The sequence below is a fragment of the Niallia sp. FSL W8-0954 genome, from assembly GCF_038005605.1.
In the GTDB taxonomy this organism is placed as follows: domain Bacteria; phylum Bacillota; class Bacilli; order Bacillales; family Cytobacillaceae; genus Niallia; species Niallia circulans_A.
This window is the reverse complement of sequence record NZ_JBBOTN010000001.1, coordinates 2,453,738-2,474,697: the sequence shown is the minus strand read 5'-3', so window position 1 is coordinate 2,474,697 and position 20,960 is coordinate 2,453,738. Positions and strand designations below refer to the sequence as shown.

Genomic DNA, 20,960 nt, shown 5'->3' with positions numbered 1-20,960 from the left:
ATGATAAACTTACAATTAACTATTTTCAGAAAGCAGAAAGAAGGTTATACAATGATTCGAGAACTTACAGAGCAAGATCATGCTGAGGTAATGAGATTTTTGCTTCAAGACCCTTCAATGAATCTTTTTATTATTGGCGATATTGAGGCATTCGGGTATCATTCTGCATTTCAAAAACTTTGGGGAGAATTCCATAGTGGAGAGATAAAAGCAGTACTTCTCAAATATTTTGAAAGCTATATATTTTACGCTGTCGATAAAGATCATTTTGATGTCCAAGCTTTTGCAGCTATAATGGAAACCAATACGAATCCAGTAACCTTATCAGGAAGAGCTGATTTAGTAGAAAAATTTGAAAAGCTTCCCTCTTTAAATTTAGGAAAGAAAAAAGTGACTTATTTTGCTCAATGCGGCAAAAAGCGAGAGATCAAACAAATAGATATGATCAAAAAGGCTACCCTTGATGATATTGATCGCATTGTCACATTACGGAATTCTATTGCTGAATTTACTACTACAGAAGATTCGAAAAATATGCTCAAGAAAGCGATCGAGTCTCAAACCGGGCGGACATATTTTCTGGAAAACGATAAAGGAGAAATTATATCAACGGTCTCCACTACGGCCGAAAATTCCCATTCAGCAATGATTGTCGGCGTCTGCACACATAAAGGCTACAGAAATAAAGGATTGGCAAGTAAGCTAATGACGGCTCTTGTTAATGATATATTAGACGACAAACAGTTTGTCTGCTTATTTTACGATAATCCTGACGCTGGTAAAATTTATAAAAAAATCGGCTTTGAAGATATTGGATTATGGACTATGTATCGCTAAATCCTTCCGATATTTCCCAAATGATTCCTAAGATATTTTCCACCTAACACGTATGAAATAATCTAGAAAACGAACTATTCTAATATGAAACAAAGTAAGTATCCGCCGGTAGAACCGGCGGTTTTAATTTCGCCCTATAAGGGCACTTTACCAACGAAGCCCCTAAAGGGACCTCTAAATTGACCGCCAACCGTTTACTCTCCCTACTTATCTTTAAATGGATCGACGTATTCTCGTTTGCTCATATTATCTCGCAAACGGTCCTCTGCTTCTTGCTCTCGTATATACTTTGCAATTGTTTTTTCGTTTAATCCAACCGTACTTACGTAATATCCTTTCGCCCAAAACGTTCGATTTCCATGATTATATTTTAAATTTGCATGTCTATCATGGATCATCAATGAACTTTTACCTTTTAAATATCCCATGAAATACGAAACAGACATTTTCGGTGGTATTTTTACCAGCATGTGTATATGATCTGGCATGGCATGTGCTTCCATTATTTCTACATCTTTCATTTCACATAGTTTTCTCAATATAGCACCTATATCTTTTCTTAATTTCCCATATACTACTTTCCTTCTGTATTTGGGAATAAATACGATATGATACTTACAATTCCATCTTGTATGTGATAAACTATTGTCGCTCGACATGAGCAGAACTCCTCTCGTTATTTGAAGTTGGTTTGACGGCCATCTTCTATTATAACGATTGGAGTTTTTTTCTAATACGACTCTACAAGTTTTATTTTCACACAGGCAGAGCCTGTGGTTTAAAAAGAGTAAAAAATAAAAAGCCAAACAATTATACGAAGTTGCGTATAATTGTTTGGCTTTGTTATCCCTATTATAAATGAATGGTTGCAGCTAGCCTCTTTACCTTATCAAGGGACAATAACTGCGTCTATTTATCACTCATACTTCCCAATCGATTAACTTATTTAAGCAATAATTCTAAATCAGTAAAAAGAGAAATCATTTTCTGCAGTTGTCTCCATTCCTTTGATTGCATATTCACTAAATCGACCGTATAAGTCGAGGTTACAGTAACCAATCGGGCAGTACATTTAACCGTTTCAATTCCTAGCAGCTCTTCTTCCCAATCCCACATTTTCAAGCGATATAATTCCATCCTTAAAGCATCAAACTCTTCCGGTTCAATTTTATTAAAAACCGGAGGAATCACAATTGGAAACTGACTCCATTCTTGAATTAAGTAGTTGCGAAGATCAAAATCGATATGAATACTGAAAGAATGTTCTTGATTTACTTTATATTCAACAATTAGTTTTGTAATTTCTTTTTCTGGGTGAATGGATACTATATCATCGTAAACCTCAAACAAGTCTTTTTTTCGAGAAAGTACAGACTTTATGGAGGACATAGAAATAGGTGTTTCTTCCTCTCCTAAATAACTATTTAATTCATTAAAAATAGCGGAAAGGGTTGTCGGTCCTTTTTGTTGCAAAACATCAATTATTTTTTCGTACAATGTGCTCATCTGAATTTCCTCCACTATTTAAATCTACCTATTGATGACTGCTTGTCCCATTATCTTATCGCAAATTCCAAAAATATTCCATACCTAGTGTGTATAAAAACTATTCCCACTATTTTCTTACAAAAAAAGATAAGTTACGATAATTGTTCGTGTTGTCTGCCGGTTAATCGATTCATCTCCTCAAAAATGAAATAACTCATTTTCTTGTAACCTTCAGCATTTAAATGAATTCCATCATCACTGATAAAATCAGCAATATTCCCAGCCTTTTTAAGAGCTGAGCGAACATCAATACTTGGAAGATTTAATTGCTCAATTAATTTGTTTAAATGAAAATTATATAAACCATGCCAATGCTCTATCCCACCACAGCAGCTAATCCAATGACTAATAGTTGTCCCATATCTTTCTGCAATTGATTTATAATATCTTACTGGATCAAGTGGTGGCAAAGTTAACAATATTGGCGTGATATTAGATTGCTTCATTTTTGTGACCATTTGAGCAATGTTTTCGATATATTGATTTATCGGAACAATCGGCTCATGATTACTATCAGGATCTTCGGCTACTTCTTGCCATTGAAAATTGCAATCATTCCCACCAACGTTTAATAAAACATATTTCGGCTCCTCAGAAAGAACATCCTTCTCTAGTCGCTTCAGTAATAAATCAGAATTGTCATTAAATACACCTTTATTTAAGACAATCGTATCATCCGAATTATTTAAGGCAAATAATTTTCCAAGCAAAGCGGGATAATTATCTTTAATAATTCTTATCCTACCTTTTACAAATGAGACACCTCTAGTTAGGCTATCTCCAAAACAGATAATTTTCATTTAACATCCCTACTTTTTTCATTCTATTACTATAACTTATTATAACAGAAAAAAGGTTGTGCGAGAAAATTTCAGGTTTTTCCAAAAATAGGTTGCAATTTGTGTTCCTGTCATGAAATAAGCAAACAAAAGGCTGTCTCCAAAAATTTGGAGACAGCCAAATCGCATTCGTATTAAGATTTTTGTCTATCTAAAACGATATTTTCTTCCTTCTTTTCTTCAGGAGCTGCTTGATTAGATGTTCTTAAAGGAATTTCTTTTAAGAAGAATACTAATAAAAAGGCAACAACTAATACGATGGTTCCAGTTAAGAATACCGTTGATAATGTATTTCCTAATGCATCTCTGATTCCTTGAATCATTTGTGCAAATATCGGTTGTACATCTGCGGGTAAATTTGCTTCTGTCTGTTCAAGTAATGGTTTATTCATCAATGCTTGTGGATTGGCGAAACCAACCATTTGCTCTGTTACTTTCGGATCTAATGTTGCTAAATCTTTCACTACTGGCAAGTTTTGCATCGTATCTTGCAAGTTTGTCTTTAGATTATTTGCCATAACGGTACCCATGACAGCAATACCAATTGTACCACCTAGATTACGGAATAATTGAGTGGAAGCAGTTACTACTCCCAATTCTTTATGGGAAACGGCATTTTGGGTAGCAATTGAAAATACCGGCATACCAATACCTAATCCCAAACCAAACACAATCATACTTAAAATCGCCATTGGTACACTATTCATAAAGATCATAATGGCCATACCAGCGATCATTGTTGGAACTCCGATTAATGCAAAACGTTTATATTTCCCTGTTTTTGAAATTAACTGACCGATAATGGTACTGGAGATAACCATAACAATAGACATCGGCATTGTTACATAACCAGCATAAGTAGGAGAAATCCCTAATACCCCTTGAACAAAGAAAGATAGATAAATCATGGCACCCATCATTCCAAAGTTCATAATAAAACCAATTATATTAGAAACAGTCACAATATTATTTTTGAATAGATGTAATGGTAAAATTGGATTTTTTGCTTTCTTTTCCACCAATACAAACACAATAGCAAAAACAATACTAGCTGCAATCAATCCGAGAATTTGTACAGATCCCCATGCATACTCTGTTCCTGCCCATGAAAAGGCCAATAATAATGGAACAATAGCAACAGTCATAAATAAAGATCCAATATAATCAATACTTTGTTTTCCGTTTCCTTCAACTTTAGGGAATAGTGCCATAATCATACCGAAAGCAATAATACCGATTGGTAAGAAAATCCAGAATAACCAGTGCCAATCTAAATGATCAACTAAGTAGCCTCCTAATAGAGGTCCTAGAACACTGGAGAAACCAAATACAGCTGTTAATAATCCCATCCATTTTCCACGTTCACGAGGCGGGAATAAGTCACCAACTGCTGTAAAAGCGGAAGATTGAATAATACCAGCACCTATCCCTTGGATACCACGGTAGGCAATAAATTGAAATACATCATTGGAAGTACCTGTTAAGAAAGCACCAACCATAAATAATAATATCCCGATTAATAAAAACGGCTTACGTCCATACATATCGGATAGCTTTCCTACAAGAACTGTGGCAATTGTGGATGTAAGCATATAAATATTAATGGTCCATGTATAATAGTCCATCCCATCAAGGATAGAAATAATTTTCGGCATTGCAGTACTAACGATTGTTTGGTTAATCGCTGCAAAAAACATAGCTGCCATGATAGCTATCATAATTGACAGTTTTTTCTTGTGTGTTAAATGTTCCATTGCATTCTCTCTTTTCTTATAAAATTTTAGAAATTTTCGTTTAATAATTTAAAGATACGTTTTAAATGTTGAATATCTTCCTCTGTTAGCTTATGAAAGTGTTCCTTCATTTTATTCTGCTGCTCTTTTTTCATATTATTAACGATACTTCTTCCTTTATCGGTAATGGTAATATTGACCACTCTTCGATCAGTTTTTGATCGATCTTTTGTAATATAGTCTTCCGCCAATAGCTGATCGGTTATAGTTGTTACAGCAGCATTTGTAATGTGTACGCTTTTAGCAAGATCTGAAACATTTAGGGATCCTTCCTTATCTAAATGAAAAAGCAGTTTATATTGAGTAATATTTAAATCACTGCTATTTTTATTAAAATCACTAGTTATATTTTTAATAAAGTTGCCAAACATCGCTGCAACTTCAAAAAGCTCTTCGCCATTATGCACCTATCCCCCGTCCTTTCTAAAATTACTTAATAAATAAATGTTTAACTTCTTAATTATTAACCATTTAATAATATATAACTTAATTAATTACATGTCAATTATTTTTGTTTTATTGTTTTTTCCTCATTATATAAAAAAAGACTTTATCACAGTTTATGCTGCTTTTTTCGTACAAGAAGCTTTTAAATTATAGAAATTAAACTCTATTATGGTAATCGGAAAAGAATGTAAAAAGAGGGTTAAAACTAATGGCTTCAGATGTGTAATCTCGAACAACGTCTTGATTAAACGATTCAAAGAATCGGTAAAGGCTTTGTAATTAGCACTTGTACCATATTATTGGTAATGAGGAGAGGATAATAAAGTATTCTCTCCTCAGATATTTATAATCAGATTTACTCTCCTTCCTATCAAGAATCTTAGAGCATATTGGTGATCATTATTTCATTTCCTTTATTGTATTGGTTATATTCAATAAAAATCATTTATGAATTGCTTAAACAAGAAAAGAGGGTGGGGCAAAAGGATTTTACACAAAGAAAAACCGAACTATAATACAATAAAACATTGTAATAGTTCGATTTTTTTCATTGATTTATCCTTTTTATAGCTAAAAAACAAGTTCGTTCCATTGCGCTCCAGTAACCAAATGATTATTCAGCTTTAAGCATAGTCTTTTTAGTTTTGTCCCAGCCCCTCATATAAAAAAACGATTTAAGAAAACATTTCACAATTGTTTAGTATTTCCTCTGCACTAAGTAAGGTTGCTTCTCCTATCCCCACATTATTGGTTTTTATGAAGGACTGTACTGCATGATACCCAACTGCATATCCCGCAAACGGTGATAGGCCAACAGGTTGATATCCCTGTTCTATTGCAATGGTGTCACCAAACATATAACTGCTAACCTCCGCAAATCCCTTAACATTTAATGCATCTTTTATTACTTCGATTGAGTATTCTAAATCCTCTTTATGAAAAGAAGTAACCCAAGGACCTAAATGTTTTTCTCCGTATAACTCTTTTGCAAATGACTCTGCTAAACCTTCTATTATTAGGTAATCTCCAACCGTAACATTACCATGATCCCAATCAAAATAAGAGAAACGGAGATTATGATGAAATTCATGTGCAATGACAGCAGGGATTTTAGGTATATTATAAGAGTTGGGGAAAATTGCCACTTGAATAAACCCAGGAATTCCCCCAAAGCCACAATAACCTTTTTGTAATTGTAGCTTTTTAGGATCAGCTATATACATTCCAAATTTCAATTCATCAGTATTTAATTTTAAGTTGTTCTCTTGTATAAAATCAACACAGTGATTTAAGGTATCATATGCCGTTTGAAGTGCTTGAATCTTCTCTAGATTCTCTAACGCTATCTTTCCGATTTCGGTTTTCGTAACATCAAGATACCCAAGCATTTTTGTAGTCAATATTACGTCATATCCATTAGATTGATTAGCTTTTAAAGGAACATTAATAGTATTCCACATTTTTTCAAAAGGTTTCATCATGGAATACCGAAAGTAGTTTTCTTTTTCATCCTCCATAGAGAACAACTTTTCATATTGCTCGGTTGTATTTTCGATTACTATTTTCATTGCTACCACCTTTTTTGATTATCTGAATACCAATTTATCAAAGTTTTTCGGTAAATCGTTAATATGGATTGTCTATCCATAAAGGGAACAGGATAGTATTTGGCAAGTTTTTCATTAAAAAAGCCATACCATTCTTTAATTTTACTTATACTTTTTTAGATTCGGGAGATAGATCACAAAGGGTGCAAGTTTATTGAAAATTATATCCCGCTTCAGCTACTCCTTTTACTCTCCTATCCATCTTTTTGTACCTCCTTCAACTGCTACTGTAAAGAATTACGCAACGTTAGTGTCAATAGTTAGAGGATATTTTTTATTAGATTTTCTATATGAATGGGGAAATTGTGACTATTATCCGATTAATGTTAGGTGTTTTCTTTTAAGTAGGAAATCTCAACCATAATCCGAATACCTTAAATAATAAAAAATGTCTCACTCGATCTTAAGAGGAGTAATCTATTCACTCCTCGAAGATCAAATAAGACATTCGCTGTTTTATATGTTTAGAAAGGGATTTTTCCATTCCATTAATACGGCATAATTTAAAGAATCTTCATCGTCCAGGTAGTTAGACAATATCGTTACTGGCGTTCTTCCGCATCGCAGCAAAAACGTTAGAACAGGGTCTTGCAATTTGCCTGCCATTACATAGTCCAAATATTTTGCGGGAGAAAGCTTTTCAGACACCTTCTTGTAACCTGGCATTCTTCCACTGCCCAGCAATCGTTCTATGCCTAAGTGTATAACTAAATAATAGGCACTTTGCATTAACACTTTACCTAGACCGAGCTTACGATATTTTGGCCGGATACTAATATCGACTACATATAAGGCATTTCCATTCTCATCATGTGTGGTAATATAGCCATTATCGGTTATTTCCTCCCATGTGTGCTGGGAATGTTCAGGATCATAAATTGTACGGAGACTTGTTAATGATCCAGCAAGTTCTCCCTCCACTTCCACACAGATTGCCCCTTGTGGGAAATAAGCAAGATGACTTGCTTATTGTTCATCGTTCCACCAGAGATCTTCTGGAAACGGGGCAGGAAAACATTCTGCTTGAATAGCCATTAGTTCGTTAAAATCCTTTTCTTGATAATTTCGGACCGTACATCGAATCGGTTTTTCCTCATCATAAAGAAAAAACTCACTAAAGATCATGCAGTAATCATCCTTCCACAGTCGAATTCCAGTCTGGATAAAGATCTGTTCTTCTATCTCTCCATGTTGTGACAGAACCTTTTTCTCTTACTTCATATAATAAGGAAAGATCTAAATCTGCTGTTACAATCATATCATTATTTAATTCCCCTTCAACGAGAATTCCTTGTGGGGGGAATGGGATATCATTAGGAGTAATGACTGCTGCCTGCCCAAAGTTGGCTCGCATAAAATCCACATTCGTTAAGCTTCCAATTGTTCCTGTTACAACTACATATACTTGATTTTCAATGGCTCTTGCATGACAAGTATAGCGAACACGATGAAAACCATGACGATCATCTGTACAAGAAGGACAAAAAATCACATCTGCTCCTGCTGCTTTTGCCATACGGACAATTTCTGGAAATTCAATATCATAACAAGTTAGAATGGCAATTTTTCCTTTCTCTGTATCAAAAATACGGAAGGAGTCTCCTTTTTCCATATTCCATTCATATTCCTCTGTAGGTGTGATATGAAGCTTTGCTTGTTCTTCTATTCTTCCATCTGGATAAAACAAATGCGCTACATTATATAATTTATCTTCTTTGCGAATGACATGAGTTCCACCGATAATATGCATTCCCGTTTGCACAGCAAATGATCTGAATAATTCCTGATATTGCTCCGTAAATCCTGGAAGCTCATTAATTGTTAAAGCGTTATTTTCATCTCCCATGGATAAAAGCTGTGTTGTAAAAAATTCAGGAAATAACACAAATTCCGCACCAAATTCAAGTGCTGTTCGAACATAATGCTCACATTGTTTAGCAAATTCTTCAAATGACTTAATGTTTTCTAATTTGTATTGTACGGCAGAAACTCTTATTTTCATCTTCCATCTCCCTTTATATGTTTATTTTATATCCTTATATAGGTAAAGCACTTTTTTATAAATGTGTTTAAAATCCTTAAAAACGATTATTCAAGATATGATTATGCGTTATTCTTCTATATTTTTCAATGGTTTCGCACTACTTTTTTATTGGAATTTACTATTTATATTTATGTTCTTAAAAAGATAGATGTTCATATTATTTTATGATAGTCCATTGTTTTGATTTTCGAAAAAAAAGGAATAGAAATAGAAGTTATAAAGCTTGCTGAAGGAGGGATTTTTATTGAGTATTTTCATTTTTGCATTCCTTGGTTTAATTTTGATAGAGGAATTGGTAGTGATTGGATTAAAAAGATACATAAATGGTGCGTTTAAAATAGAAAATTATTTTCTACGCCTTTATCAGACGTATAGAATAAAGGTTGATAGGAAAAAAGTTAGCTAAACATATGTTTGTGGTGGCTGGGATAGTAGTATTCCAGCCACCATCTATTTCCAAAACAAACATCCGTTGTTTCCTAATACTCTCGACTCCGATGATAGATAAGTTTTTTTCAAAAATTCCTTTTGAAATATTATTTAATATTCATTAATAGACTTTTGCGCCAGCTGATCAAGTGTCATATCATCCATTGGTGGGTTATGTAAGCCTGCGCGTACATCTCGGTAATAGCGTTGAAGCGGACTTTTTGCAGAAAGACTGCGGGCTCCGACGATGCGCATTGCCATATCTACCACTTCAATGGCAGTATTCGTAGCTACTAACTTAACAGCACTTAATTCTGGCAGCATATGGGATTGTTGCTCTTTATTTGCTTCATCCCATTTTTTACTTACAGAATATAGAAAGTGTTTAGCCGTTTGCATTTTTAACTCTATGTCTCCTATTTTAGATCTTACACTCGGAATATCGCTGATTGTTCCTTTAATACTATTTGGAGAATAGTTTTTCGCAAAAGTAACTGCTTCTTTTTGTGCAGCACCGGCGATTCCTAAATAACATGCCGGAATATGCAGAAGCCATGGATTGATTTTTTTTCGACTATCTAATTTTTCAACAAAATAACGAGCTGGAATTTCCACATTTTCAAAATAAACATCATTGCTTCCTGTTCCTCTTAAAGCAATGCTATCCCATGTGTTTTCAATACGAATGCCTCTGCACTCTTTAGGTATTAAGAAATTCCCTACATTATCTGTATCTTTTATGGATGCTGTTACAAGAAAATAATCTAAAACAGGAGACATTGTTGTAAAGGTTTTATGACCATTTATAACCCAATCCTCGCCCTTTTTTTCAGCGGTTGTATGAGGTTTTCCACCTCTAGTGGGACTACCAGTTTGCGGTTCTGTCGCAGCTCCATTTATTAAGGAGCCAGTTAATAATTTCTCATATATCTCTCTTAATGTATCTTTATTCCAATTTGCTTCTTGGATATTTCTTACGATTCCCATGTGCCAACCGATGGATAAAGCAGTAGACCCATCACCTTGGGCAATCACTTCTTGTAATCTTACCATTTCATATAAAGAAATTTCTTGACCGCCAAACTCTTTTGGTATGGTTAAACTTGTGTAACCTGATTCCTGTAATTCTTTAACATTATCAAAAGGAAAAGATGCACTTTCATCTATTTCCTTTGCTCTTTCTGAGAATCCCCTGCTCATTTCCTTAAGTTTATTTATTTTTTGTGCTAAATCTTTTTCCAAACTGAAAAATCCAGTCACTATAGCGCCATCTCCCTTTAACAAGATCATCTATATGGTATATCATAGCACTATTTCTATATACTGATAAGTAAAATGCCATTCCCTTTAAATAGGAAAGAACTATTTTCTGTTTATTAAATTTTGACGATTCTCCATTGCTGGCGGCTCTTCTGTATATCCTTTTTCAGCCATTAACTCCGCCCCTTGTACTCCATAATCATAAATCTTCGCAATAAGAGGAATAAAGGTTGCTGACAAATCTTTGCGCAAGCTAAAGGTCGTACCAATGGCATTGCTGCCAAGTCCAAAACTACAAAATAAACTTATACAATAAAGCATTAATTTATCGGAAAATGGAGCAATCGTAGAAAGCGTTGGACTACCAACCCACCCTAATGGAACTTGTATATCATCATCCGTTAATTTCTTTGAAAGTTTCGCAATTATTTTTTTGGAAAGTTCTTTACCTTGTGTAAAGAATTTTTTTAACTCAGGATCTTTTGTTACTTGAGCGAATCCAGTTATTAATTGTTGCCCAATACTATTGCTTTCAATTGATTGATAGAGAAAAGAAACCTCTACCGTATTTAAAACTCTTTTATCACCTAATATGTTTGTACCTTTCAAATATTCCGTACTAACAACCACTTCTACTTGTTCAGGCATTGCGACTTGAGGCGGGCGGCTTAAGGCTCCTTTATCTATTAGCAGTTCAGTACATTCTTCATAACAATGCTGGGTTGTAACAGATAAATCTTGGTATAAACGAATTATATCCTTTCGATAAGATCTTGCTAAATGTAAAGCGTGTAGTCCCATGCCTATTTCTGCGAGCATTCTTACGATTTGCAAGGCGAAAGTTGGCTGAAATAAAGGCGGTGCTTGTTTATTCACATCTTGGTCAGAAAACCCATGCGGAATAATAGCTCCTTCCGCTGTCAATATTGCTTCAATTTTCTTTATTTCTTTTGCTAACTTGGTGAGATGACTTTCATAGAAGTTCTTCTCTTTCTTGTCTTCATTAACAGCATGGAAATATTCAACAAATCGAAGAAACATTGTTTTTTCTTGATAAGTCATCCATAATGTTGCAAGCTCTGATGAGGTTAATATATCTTTTTTATTCATTATCTTTCCCTCCGTTTCCGTAATATTAGTATTTGAAAAGGATCAGAAATTATTAATTAACTTAATAAGTCGTAAAGCCTAGCATCCTTTGCAAACGATAAATAATATAGCGAAAAATGGGGAAGTTTTTTTGCCTATCAACTTCTTTTGTAAAATCAGCCTGCTCATTTTCCCATAATTTTTGGAAATACCTCTTTGTATCTCTCATAATTTTTTCTTTTTGTCTCGCGATAATTTTTATATCTGTCTCCAAATTAAAGTCATAAAGATTTCTTTGCGTAAGATTGGCTGAGCCGCTTATAATGGTGCTTTCTCTAGCTTTCAATCTTTCTATATATAAGAGTTTCGGGTGAAATTGCTCTTTTCCTGCGTTATACCATTTAATGTGAATGTTGTTTGCGGCTTTTGCTTTTCTTAGTTCAGCTACAACGGGGATATTGGGTAAGCCTGTTTTTTTATTGCCAAATGCATTTTGATTTGGGTCTAATATTATATATATCTTTACATCTCTTTTGGCAGCTGCCTTTATTTCCTTGATTACTTTTTGATCTGCTAAATAGAGCATGCCAATCCAAATAACTTCACTTTTTTGGGTATTTTTAATTTCTTGTAGTATATGCTTACCAATTTTTCCTTCTGTTAATAATTGAATTTTCACATTAGTATTTTTTGTTTCAGCTTGTTCTTTTATTCTCGGCAAATCAATCGGTTCACTTAATCTTGCTGCACTCTCCTCACTTTTCAGCAATTCGTTAAGGATATTCCCATGCAATTTAAAGGCAACATTTGAATGATAACCGCTTGCATTATGAATATTACCACTCGAGATAATTGCTGTATTTTCAGTAATCATAACTTTACGATGATTTGCTTTTATGTTTAGTAACTCTAAATAGGATATAGCTGAAACTTTTGGAGCGCTTTTTGCAAGAAAATTTGGCAGATGTCCATCTCCTCTTGTTTTTACCCACTGTCCAAACATACGCCAAAAGCCAGAGTAAAGTGGATTAGAATCTCGCAAATCGTTCAGCTCAGTTTCAATCACTTTCACTCCGTTTTCTTTTAATTCTTTAAATTCTTCTGAAGGATACGAATCGTACACAGTATTAATTTTATCCGTTATAAAAATAATATTTATCATTGGGTTTTCTTGCTTTTTCTTAATTAACGCTTCTGTAAATTTTTCTACTATCTTTGGATATTGTTGGTCTTCATTTGTATCATTATTAAATAAAAACATATCAATTATGATAAATTCATTTGCCTTCTCTACTTCCTTTAGCATAGAATTAATTATTTCATGTTGAACCATTCTGTTTTTTTTATTGTTTTTGTAGGTTATATCTATTAATAGTTCAACATCCTTTACCTGATGAATAACACCTTCTATAGACAACCCTTTAGGCAGTGGCTTTTTCAAATGATGATAAATGGTACCACTATAAAACATGATAAAAATAATAAATAGAAGAAAGAATATTCGTTTCATCTCTTCCCCTCTTCTCACCAAATTTCAGCTTGTATTCCTTTAGTTTTTACCTTTAATGGCAAGATATATAGATTATTTTTTTGAAAAAATGATGAGTTTTAGCAATTACATGGTACAATATAAAGGCAAATAGTATACATACGTGAAGGAGAATACGAAATTGATTATTGGACTTTTAATTATACTCGCTTATTTAATTGGATCTATTCCTTCTGGACTAATAATAGGCAAATCCTTTTACAATATAGATATACGAGAACATGGCAGTGGAAATTTAGGTGGTACAAATACATTTCGCGTTCTTGGAAAAAAAGCAGGCTTTGCTGTTACAATCTCCGATATACTGAAAGGAACGATTGCAACAGTCCTTCCACTGTTGGTCACACTTATTTGGAATGTGGAAATGGATATAAATCCACTTATAATTGGAGTATTTGCTGTTATTGGCCATATGTATCCCATTTTCGCAGGTTTTAAGGGAGGGAAAGCAGTTGCTACTTCAGCAGGAATTCTTCTTGGACACGAACCTATCTTATTCCTGATTATTGTTGCGGTCTTTTTTATTTCCCTCTATTTATCAAAATATGTTTCGCTGTCCTCTATGGTTGCTGGTTTGGCAGGTTTAATATATTCCTTTATTCTATGGGAAGATAAATTACTCATTATCATCTTGGCGATTCTTACTATTTTTGTTGTCTATAGACATCGAGCGAATATTAAAAGAATTATTAATAAAACAGAGCCAAAAGTAAACTGGTTATAAGAAAAAAAGACCGATTATGGTCTTTTTTTCTTGGTCGAATATTTATTTGACATAAAATGATTTATTTCGTCATACCTTTTACTATAATTGTTAAAGGAGCGAATGCAAAATGACCTTACCAACTACATCTTTTCATGAACCTGAGGCAACTTTTCAATGTTTTATCAATAAATGGAAGCGTGTGGAGGCAAAGCTGCAAGAACAATCAGCAACCATGGAAGCACTAACTGATAGTTTGCAATCACTGTCCCTTTCCACCACTTACAGTGAAAATATCGCTAAAATGGTTACTAGTATTACACATGAAGTGCGTAATCCATTAACTACTGTAAGTGGCTTCCTTCAATTAATAAAGCAAACAAATAATGTCGAACTTATTCACCAGTACACTGCTATCGCTCTGGGAGAATTAGCACGAGCAAATGAGCTAATCACAAACTTTTTAACACTTTCGAAAACACAAGGAGACGATATTACTCCATTATCTATAAACGAATTACTCCTAAATTTAATACCTATTTTTAAATGTGAAGCTAATTTAAAAGACATAAATCTAATAACGAAATTTTCTAGAGATGAACTTTTATGTAAAGGCAATAAACACCATTTCACACAGGTGTTTGTTAATATAGTCAAAAATGCTTTTGAAGCTACAGAAGCAAATCTTTCATCTATTCCAAAAGAAATAGCAATTGTCACAAGAAAACAAAAAAATCAATTAGTTATTGAGATTAAAGACAATGGCTGCGGAATACCGAAAGCACAATTAAACAACTTATTTACACCACTGCAAACAACTAAAAAAAACGGAACAGGCATGGGACTATATGTATGTAAACAACTAATTGAGAAATATGATGGAAAGATGAAAGTCTGGAGTTTACAGGACAAAGGTACAACTATGAGTATCTGTTTTCCGTTGTATATTTCTTAAAGAAAATATGAAACAAAAAAGTTACTGTTAGCCTATTTTATGTAAAAATTCCCTATTTTCCTTACAAACTAATATTTTTTTGGTATGCTATTAATTGTAAAGAAACAAATAAAATTTAGATTAGTAAAGAGGCTAGTTATGCAGAAAAAAACATATCTACTATTCGTTTTCTTCCTTCTTCTTTTTGGTATAATCGGCATAATACTTATAAATACAATTGACAACTCCTCTTCTACCTATAAAGAAGTACGTTCTAATTCAGGGAGAGACAAAGAAAATTTAGCAAAAGAAGAATCCAGCGAAATAACATTAGCTGCTATCGGCGATATTTTAATCCATGATCGTGTCTACAATGACGCACGAGAAGGAAATCGGTTTAATTTTGATAAAATGCTAGATAATATAGCAAGTGAATTAAAAAAACCTGATTTGCTAATAGCAAATCAAGAAACAATTGTTGCCGGAGAATCGATTGGTTTATCCGGATATCCTGCTTTCAATAGCCCTCATGATATTGCCGATAGTTTAAAAAAAGCAGGCATCGATATTGTCACAACGGCTAATAATCATGCCCTCGATCGTGGAGTTGATGCACAAAAGCTCTCCCTTGATTATTTAAATCAAATTGGTCTCCCTCATGTTGGAACCTACTTGTCTAAGGATGATCAAGATAAAGTCGTTGTCTTAGAGAAAAAGGGCATTAAAGTTGCTTATTTAGCCTATACTTATGGGTTAAATGGAATCCCTATTCCTGAAGGAAAAGAGTATATTGTAAATCTCTTGGATAAAAAAAGAATGAGCAATGAAATCCAAAAAGCAAAAAAAGAAGCAGATGTTGTCGTGATGATGATTCATTGGGGAAACGAATATCAACGGTTCCCATCTAATGAGCAAAAAGAATTGGCACAATTTTTTGTAGATGAAGGTGTGCATATTATATTCGGCAGTCATCCACATGTTTTGCAGCCAATCGAGTGGGTAAAAGGTCATAATGGACATAAAGGATTAGTAGTCTATTCATTAGGAAACTTTTTATCTGGTCAGGACGAAGAGTATCGGGATATTGGTGGAATGGTAACTGTTACAGTCAAGAAAAAGCAATTAGGAAAGCAGACATCTATTACGATGGAAGCACCTTCTTTCTATCCCACTTTTGTTTCTAGTAAGGCTGAAAAAGATTATAAAATGTATCCATTGCAAGATTCACAGCATGCAATCAATAAATACAGTCCTTCTATTTATAAAGAAATCATGGAGCATATGCAAAAAGAGGGACAGGCAGACTAAAATAAAACTTGCAGCTCTTTACAAACATTTTAAAATAATCTTAAATTCAAATATTAGATAATTCTCGTCCATTCCTTTATAATGAACATATAATTAGAATAGAATTAAAATGCTTCCAATGGTCGAAGCAAAATTCATAAGAGGTGTTAATATGAAAATTGTAATTAGTGATAAAGCAGCTGAATGGTATAAAGATGAAATGATGTTAAAAGACGGTGACTATGTACGCTTCTTTGCACGTTATGGTGGATGCAGTACTGTTCAGCAAGGATTTTCATTAGGAATCTCTAATGAGCAGCCGGTTAACATTGGAGTAGAAACAGAAAAAGATGGTATCCATTACTATATCGAAGAAAAGGATTTATGGTATTTTGATGATCATGATCTATTTGCAGATTTCAATGAAGTTGCAAATGAACCAGAATACCGTCATGCTCATTAAGCACTATTGTTGTTTAGTGGTACGAATGTTAAAAAACAGTGAGATACATCTAATGTCTCACTGTTTTTTTATAATAACATTTTTTCTAGCTTTATCTCGATCAAGTGTAAAAAAAGTTACCTTCCAATACCTAATCTCTATCGTAAAGGTTGGTCAATCCCTTCCTCTTTTAAAATCTTCTTTTGAGTATCGCCTAATAGGTCAAAATGGGAATAGCCGTCATGACGATAATGTATCCATTCCTCTTTTAAGCCATATTTCTTTCCCCAGGTTTTTAATTTCTCTAGATCCGCACAGCCAACTTTCGTAACAGTCTTACAGCCTGGAAAACGATCATCCAGCCAATAATGAGTTAAAAAAGCAATTTCTCCATTATCAATTTTTCTTTTCCATTCTCTTAGTTCGCTTTTCTTCAAACCAAAGGCCATATCGGCAACTCCCTTTTGCTATCCTTACTTGTCAGAAGGTTGCTTTTTAATTTCTTCATATTTATTAAACCATTCTGGAAACATCTTTTTAAACGATTTAGGACGAAATGTTTCTTTTGAAACGATAATATGCGTAGTAGTTCCCTCTACGCAAACTTCTTCGTCCTGATTAATTATCTGATATCCATAAACTGTTTTTATGCCATCGTTTGTTTCTACCCAGGTTTTCACCTTTGCCTGATCTCCATAGCGTAATGGCTTTTTATATTGGGCATACACATCATAAACAGGTGCAAAATACCCCTTGTTCTCCATTTCTAAATAGCTATACCCAAGATCTTCAATTAAACCTGTTCTTCCTCGTTCAAAAAATTTAAGATAATTCGCATGATAAATAACCCCCATCATATCGGTATCAGCATAATACAATTCAATATCCCTAGAACTCACATATACCACGGTTTCTAGCACTTCCTTTTCTCAACTTTTTATAAAATAATCACCATTTTTATCACTCTGTGATAACGTTAAATTTCTTAACTGCATCAGATATGGCAATTGATGCATTATATGACCATAGGTTCTTAAAAAGATTTTTATTGTCCAACATTATATATAAGCTGTTTAATTTAATAACTCTTTCACCTAGTCTCATAAATTCATCAACTAAATTACTTATAATAGAGACTTACACTTTCTCTTTTTTATTTATTCAACAAATTCTTTTAATACAGTTATAATATTACTCATTTTATGTATGTAAATATGGTATCAACTAGAATTTAATTTTTCATTAGAAAGCATCTTAAGTAGTCCAATTCCCTGGTTATTACTGCTTCAAAACAGAAAAGACCAATGAATATTATTCATAATACTACATCTTTTAAATAAATCCAATCGCAATATAGTAAATAAAAGGTCAGGGCTATTATCACCCTAACCTTTATAAAGGAAATTGTCATATCTAATTCATTCACACAGATTGTAGTTTGAAGGAAGATATAACATAGCCTTAATTAAACAATCGGGGAATTTGCTCATCTAATTCAGGAAGATGGATATAGAAGGAAGACAAGCAATAGCCCAATTTTAACTTATAAATATTGTGACACAATTACATCCTGGTCAAAAGGAGTAACACCTTGATTTATAGAAAATACAATATCTGCCTCTTCTATATTATCACATTTTTCCCCTCTTGCCTTAATATTCAATTCTATTAACTCATAAAGATTAGGTTTAATTAAAGTAGTCATTGCTTTACCCATTAATACCATACCTATTTTATTACCTTCCACATTATTGTAATAATCAGGATTGTTTCTAAGTGCTATATCTGTCCATATCACTTTGTTTTCATGAAGATCGATTATCATAGGTATACTTACTCTAGCTTCAGAAGTTACATCCATTCTGTTCTCGACTGTTTTAGGTTCGTAAATTTCTCCAGAATTTGGATTTTTCCTGCTCATCCATCCCATAAAACATTCGGGTAACTCACTAAAAGTTTGACCTGTAAAGGATTGGATTGAAAGCACTATATATCTTCCTCCAAATTTTCTAACAGATTCAATTTCTAAATCGATAAATTCACTTGCTCCATGAGGAGCTGAAGTAATATCACCACTATGAAAAGCTTTATACTTTGATGATCTCAGATTTGTATAGGACACATGCTCTAAGTAATCCCAATTATCATCATACATTACTGCAGACAAATCTATATCGGCTCTATCCAAATTATTTTCTTTCCAATAAATAAAGGAGCGAATAGTACTGGTTGAATCGCTTATATCTAATTTTGAACCTCTTACTACTGATTTAAGTGACTTACTTGCTGAACGTTGCGAAAAAGGCACAAGATAATTTTTTAATGATTCATCTAGATAAACCTTACCAAGATAGTCCCTTTTCTTATATTCATTTACTAAACTATTTTCGCAGATTTGTACTATGCTATTGCATATATTCTCCTCAATCTCAGGAAGGTTATTATCAATGACAAATAATTTAGCAACATTACCTTTAGGGAAAAATGTTCTTTTCTCTTTTTGATTATTTCTATTTTTAAAGTGCTCCCTAACTTGCAATAGCACTGTAGTTTCAACACTATCCGCCACATTTTTAAATTCATTTAGTATTACATTTGGGTTAGTATGCAATCTTATTAAATGATCTAATTTACGTGCGAATTCCCCTGGTCTTTTCACTAATAAAGATAATGCTTGATCCATTCTATTATTTTCTAGCGCATTAGTTAACACACCATTAAAAGTTTGAATTGGTTGATTATTTCTCAGCTTAGTAAAAGCCTCTTTTACTTTTTCATATCTTTTAAATTCTGTAGGATGTAATCTTTCACCTAATCTAATCCATCTATTCTTATATCGTTTCATATCCTCTTCAATATTAGAACAATTTTCTAATAAGGACATTAATAAACGTCTTTCCTTACGTTTGAAACTTTTAAACTTTGTATTAGTTGCTAAACTAATATCGCCTTCTGACATAGCAACGGCAATTCTTAATACATCAGTAGCTGTCTTTACATAATCAAATAATACAGAAGTATTTATGTTATTATGCAGTAACAATATAGATAACAAAGCTACATTTTCTTTTGAAGGTATTTCTTTAGGTAAGATATTGTTAACTTTGTCAGGATATTCATTGAAAAACCAACTTAAATCCTCTTTATCAGTTTCAGAAATAGAAGTTTTAGAAGATAATAGATTTATAAAAATACTTTCAAATTCTTCCTCGGTACCCGTCTCTATTACTTTCTTGGTTGTTATATCATATAATGGTAATCTCTCTTCTTTGTTATAATTAGGAAGTAATGATCCAAAAGACCAGTAATGAAAAATAGCATTAATGAATAATTCTGAGGCATCTGCATCCATTACTTGGTGGGGAAAATTAGGATACATTGGATTGTATTGTTTGTTTGCTCCTACTAACTCTTTTAAATTTTTAACTAAAGCAATGTAGAAACTATTTAATTGACTTATGGAATATGTATATAGGATTTCAATAATATCATTTGATAATGTAAATCCCAAATTATCAATGTTTAATAATATTGTCGCAATGTATTTTTTCTGTGGAGTTTTTTCATTACCTTTATTCAATAGTAATTTGTTTTTTCTTCTTAGGTAAACATCATTTATAACCATTTAATCACTCCAATTGAAAATATTCCCTAAACCATACTTCTTTTAGTTTTACACTTCATTTTCACTCTGTTTCTATCGTACTATATCCATAATTTTCTTGCAGGCTCTGTAGGTTTGTATTTGTTTTACTTTTTGTTGTAAATTCTATAAAAAGTACCAACAGATAATAAAATTTAGCAAGTGTCGTATTATCTAATATATACCTTTAAACTCATCAAGTTCGATTTTAATTCTGTTTCTTTTATGTCTATGGCTAAGGAGTTCTAGGATTAGGATGAGGATTCCTTATGTTTATTTCCTAATAATGCAAGTGCTAATATAAGTTATTTATTTTTTCTCTTTCAGCCTCAGTTTTTTTTTATACTTATAGGCAACAAATTCTTGCGCACGATTTCTAATGTTTAGTATATCGTTTATTTTTCTTTATTCACTTTCAAAAATCCCCCCCTTCTAACCTCTCCCTCCTACACTTACAACTAGGTCTCTTCTGGCAACTAAAATTGCATCATTAAACAAATGATGTATAT

The 20,960-nt window shown here is 33.0% G+C and carries 19 protein-coding genes and 1 pseudogene; 6 read left to right on the top strand and 14 right to left on the bottom strand.

The window, feature by feature from the left end; genetic code table 11:
* Positions 1 to 51 precede the first annotated feature (51 nt).
* Positions 52 to 837: a GNAT family N-acetyltransferase gene (locus NX902_RS12180; protein WP_095328732.1), complete on the top strand. Its 786-nt coding sequence runs from the start codon at positions 52 to 54 to the stop codon at positions 835 to 837.
* A 203-nt stretch (positions 838 to 1,040) separates the two neighbouring features.
* Here the strand turns inward: NX902_RS12180 and tnpA are convergent, their stop codons facing one another.
* The 8 genes and pseudogenes from tnpA to NX902_RS12140 all read right to left on the bottom strand — a co-directional run bounded on the left by tnpA (position 1,041) and on the right by NX902_RS12140 (position 9,073).
* Complete coding sequence (gene tnpA / locus NX902_RS12175; protein ID WP_095330205.1) at positions 1,041 to 1,496, bottom strand: IS200/IS605 family transposase; 456 nt, start codon at positions 1,494 to 1,496, stop codon at positions 1,041 to 1,043.
* A gap of 283 nt (positions 1,497 to 1,779) precedes the next feature.
* Complete coding sequence (locus NX902_RS12170; protein ID WP_163186895.1) at positions 1,780 to 2,343, bottom strand: hypothetical protein; 564 nt, start codon at positions 2,341 to 2,343, stop codon at positions 1,780 to 1,782.
* A gap of 134 nt (positions 2,344 to 2,477) precedes the next feature.
* Positions 2,478 to 3,185: an SGNH/GDSL hydrolase family protein gene (locus tag NX902_RS12165; RefSeq protein ID WP_163186896.1), complete on the bottom strand. Its 708-nt coding sequence runs from the start codon at positions 3,183 to 3,185 to the stop codon at positions 2,478 to 2,480.
* Positions 3,186 to 3,358: 173 nt separating this feature from the next.
* Complete coding sequence (locus NX902_RS12160; RefSeq protein ID WP_163186898.1) at positions 3,359 to 4,978, bottom strand: MDR family MFS transporter; 1,620 nt, start codon at positions 4,976 to 4,978, stop codon at positions 3,359 to 3,361.
* 26 nt (positions 4,979 to 5,004) lie between these two features.
* A complete protein-coding gene (locus tag NX902_RS12155; protein WP_123259437.1) occupies positions 5,005 to 5,424 on the bottom strand; it encodes a MarR family winged helix-turn-helix transcriptional regulator in 420 nt (139 codons plus the stop codon).
* A 714-nt stretch (positions 5,425 to 6,138) separates the two neighbouring features.
* Entirely contained in the window at positions 6,139 to 7,032 is an 894-nt protein-coding gene (locus NX902_RS12150; RefSeq protein ID WP_341160745.1) for a DUF2268 domain-containing protein, read from the bottom strand.
* A gap of 495 nt (positions 7,033 to 7,527) precedes the next feature.
* Positions 7,528 to 8,196: pseudogene (locus tag NX902_RS12145) on the bottom strand (GNAT family N-acetyltransferase).
* Between the two features lie 7 nt (positions 8,197 to 8,203).
* Entirely contained in the window at positions 8,204 to 9,073 is an 870-nt protein-coding gene (locus tag NX902_RS12140) for a carbon-nitrogen hydrolase family protein (protein ID WP_095328726.1), read from the bottom strand.
* 286 nt (positions 9,074 to 9,359) lie between these two features.
* Between NX902_RS12140 and NX902_RS12135 the strand changes: the two genes are divergently transcribed.
* Positions 9,360 to 9,521 (top strand): hypothetical protein, encoded by a 162-nt coding sequence (locus NX902_RS12135; protein WP_163186902.1) that lies wholly within the window; start codon positions 9,360 to 9,362, stop codon positions 9,519 to 9,521.
* 134 nt (positions 9,522 to 9,655) lie between these two features.
* Here the strand turns inward: NX902_RS12135 and NX902_RS12130 are convergent, their stop codons facing one another.
* The 3 genes from NX902_RS12130 to NX902_RS12120 form a co-directional block, all read right to left on the bottom strand.
* Entirely contained in the window at positions 9,656 to 10,834 is a 1,179-nt protein-coding gene (locus NX902_RS12130) for an acyl-CoA dehydrogenase family protein (protein ID WP_163186904.1), read from the bottom strand.
* Between the two features lie 72 nt (positions 10,835 to 10,906).
* Positions 10,907 to 11,914 (bottom strand): DUF3231 family protein, encoded by a 1,008-nt coding sequence (locus NX902_RS12125; RefSeq protein ID WP_095328724.1) that lies wholly within the window; start codon positions 11,912 to 11,914, stop codon positions 10,907 to 10,909.
* Between the two features lie 61 nt (positions 11,915 to 11,975).
* Complete coding sequence (locus NX902_RS12120) at positions 11,976 to 13,403, bottom strand: phospholipase D-like domain-containing protein (protein ID WP_163186906.1); 1,428 nt, start codon at positions 13,401 to 13,403, stop codon at positions 11,976 to 11,978.
* Positions 13,404 to 13,563: 160 nt separating this feature from the next.
* Between NX902_RS12120 and plsY the strand changes: the two genes are divergently transcribed.
* The 4 genes from plsY (at position 13,564) to NX902_RS12100 (ending at position 16,829) form a co-directional block, all read left to right on the top strand.
* The gene (plsY, locus tag NX902_RS12115) at positions 13,564 to 14,166 is read left to right on the top strand and encodes a glycerol-3-phosphate 1-O-acyltransferase PlsY (RefSeq protein WP_095328722.1); all 603 of its coding nucleotides are present in this window, start codon (positions 13,564 to 13,566) and stop codon (positions 14,164 to 14,166) included.
* Positions 14,167 to 14,275: 109 nt separating this feature from the next.
* The gene (locus NX902_RS12110) at positions 14,276 to 15,100 is read left to right on the top strand and encodes a sensor histidine kinase (protein ID WP_163186908.1); all 825 of its coding nucleotides are present in this window, start codon (positions 14,276 to 14,278) and stop codon (positions 15,098 to 15,100) included.
* Positions 15,101 to 15,238: 138 nt separating this feature from the next.
* Positions 15,239 to 16,387 carry a CapA family protein gene (locus NX902_RS12105; protein ID WP_163186910.1) on the top strand — a complete coding sequence of 383 codons (1,149 nt, stop codon included), beginning with the start codon at positions 15,239 to 15,241 and terminating at the stop codon, positions 16,385 to 16,387.
* Positions 16,388 to 16,538: 151 nt separating this feature from the next.
* The gene (locus NX902_RS12100; RefSeq protein ID WP_095328719.1) at positions 16,539 to 16,829 is read left to right on the top strand and encodes a HesB/YadR/YfhF family protein; all 291 of its coding nucleotides are present in this window, start codon (positions 16,539 to 16,541) and stop codon (positions 16,827 to 16,829) included.
* Between the two features lie 137 nt (positions 16,830 to 16,966).
* Here the strand turns inward: NX902_RS12100 and NX902_RS12095 are convergent, their stop codons facing one another.
* The 3 genes from NX902_RS12095 to NX902_RS12085 form a co-directional block, all read right to left on the bottom strand.
* On the bottom strand, positions 16,967 to 17,257 hold the full coding sequence (locus NX902_RS12095) for a hypothetical protein (protein ID WP_095328718.1): 291 nt from the start codon (positions 17,255 to 17,257) through the stop codon (positions 16,967 to 16,969).
* Positions 17,258 to 17,281: 24 nt separating this feature from the next.
* Complete coding sequence (locus tag NX902_RS12090) at positions 17,282 to 17,716, bottom strand: acyl-CoA thioesterase (RefSeq protein WP_341123737.1); 435 nt, start codon at positions 17,714 to 17,716, stop codon at positions 17,282 to 17,284.
* A gap of 635 nt (positions 17,717 to 18,351) precedes the next feature.
* Positions 18,352 to 20,433 carry a TerD family protein gene (locus tag NX902_RS12085; protein WP_171509618.1) on the bottom strand — a complete coding sequence of 694 codons (2,082 nt, stop codon included), beginning with the start codon at positions 20,431 to 20,433 and terminating at the stop codon, positions 18,352 to 18,354.
* Between the last annotated feature and the right edge of the window lie 527 nt (positions 20,434 to 20,960).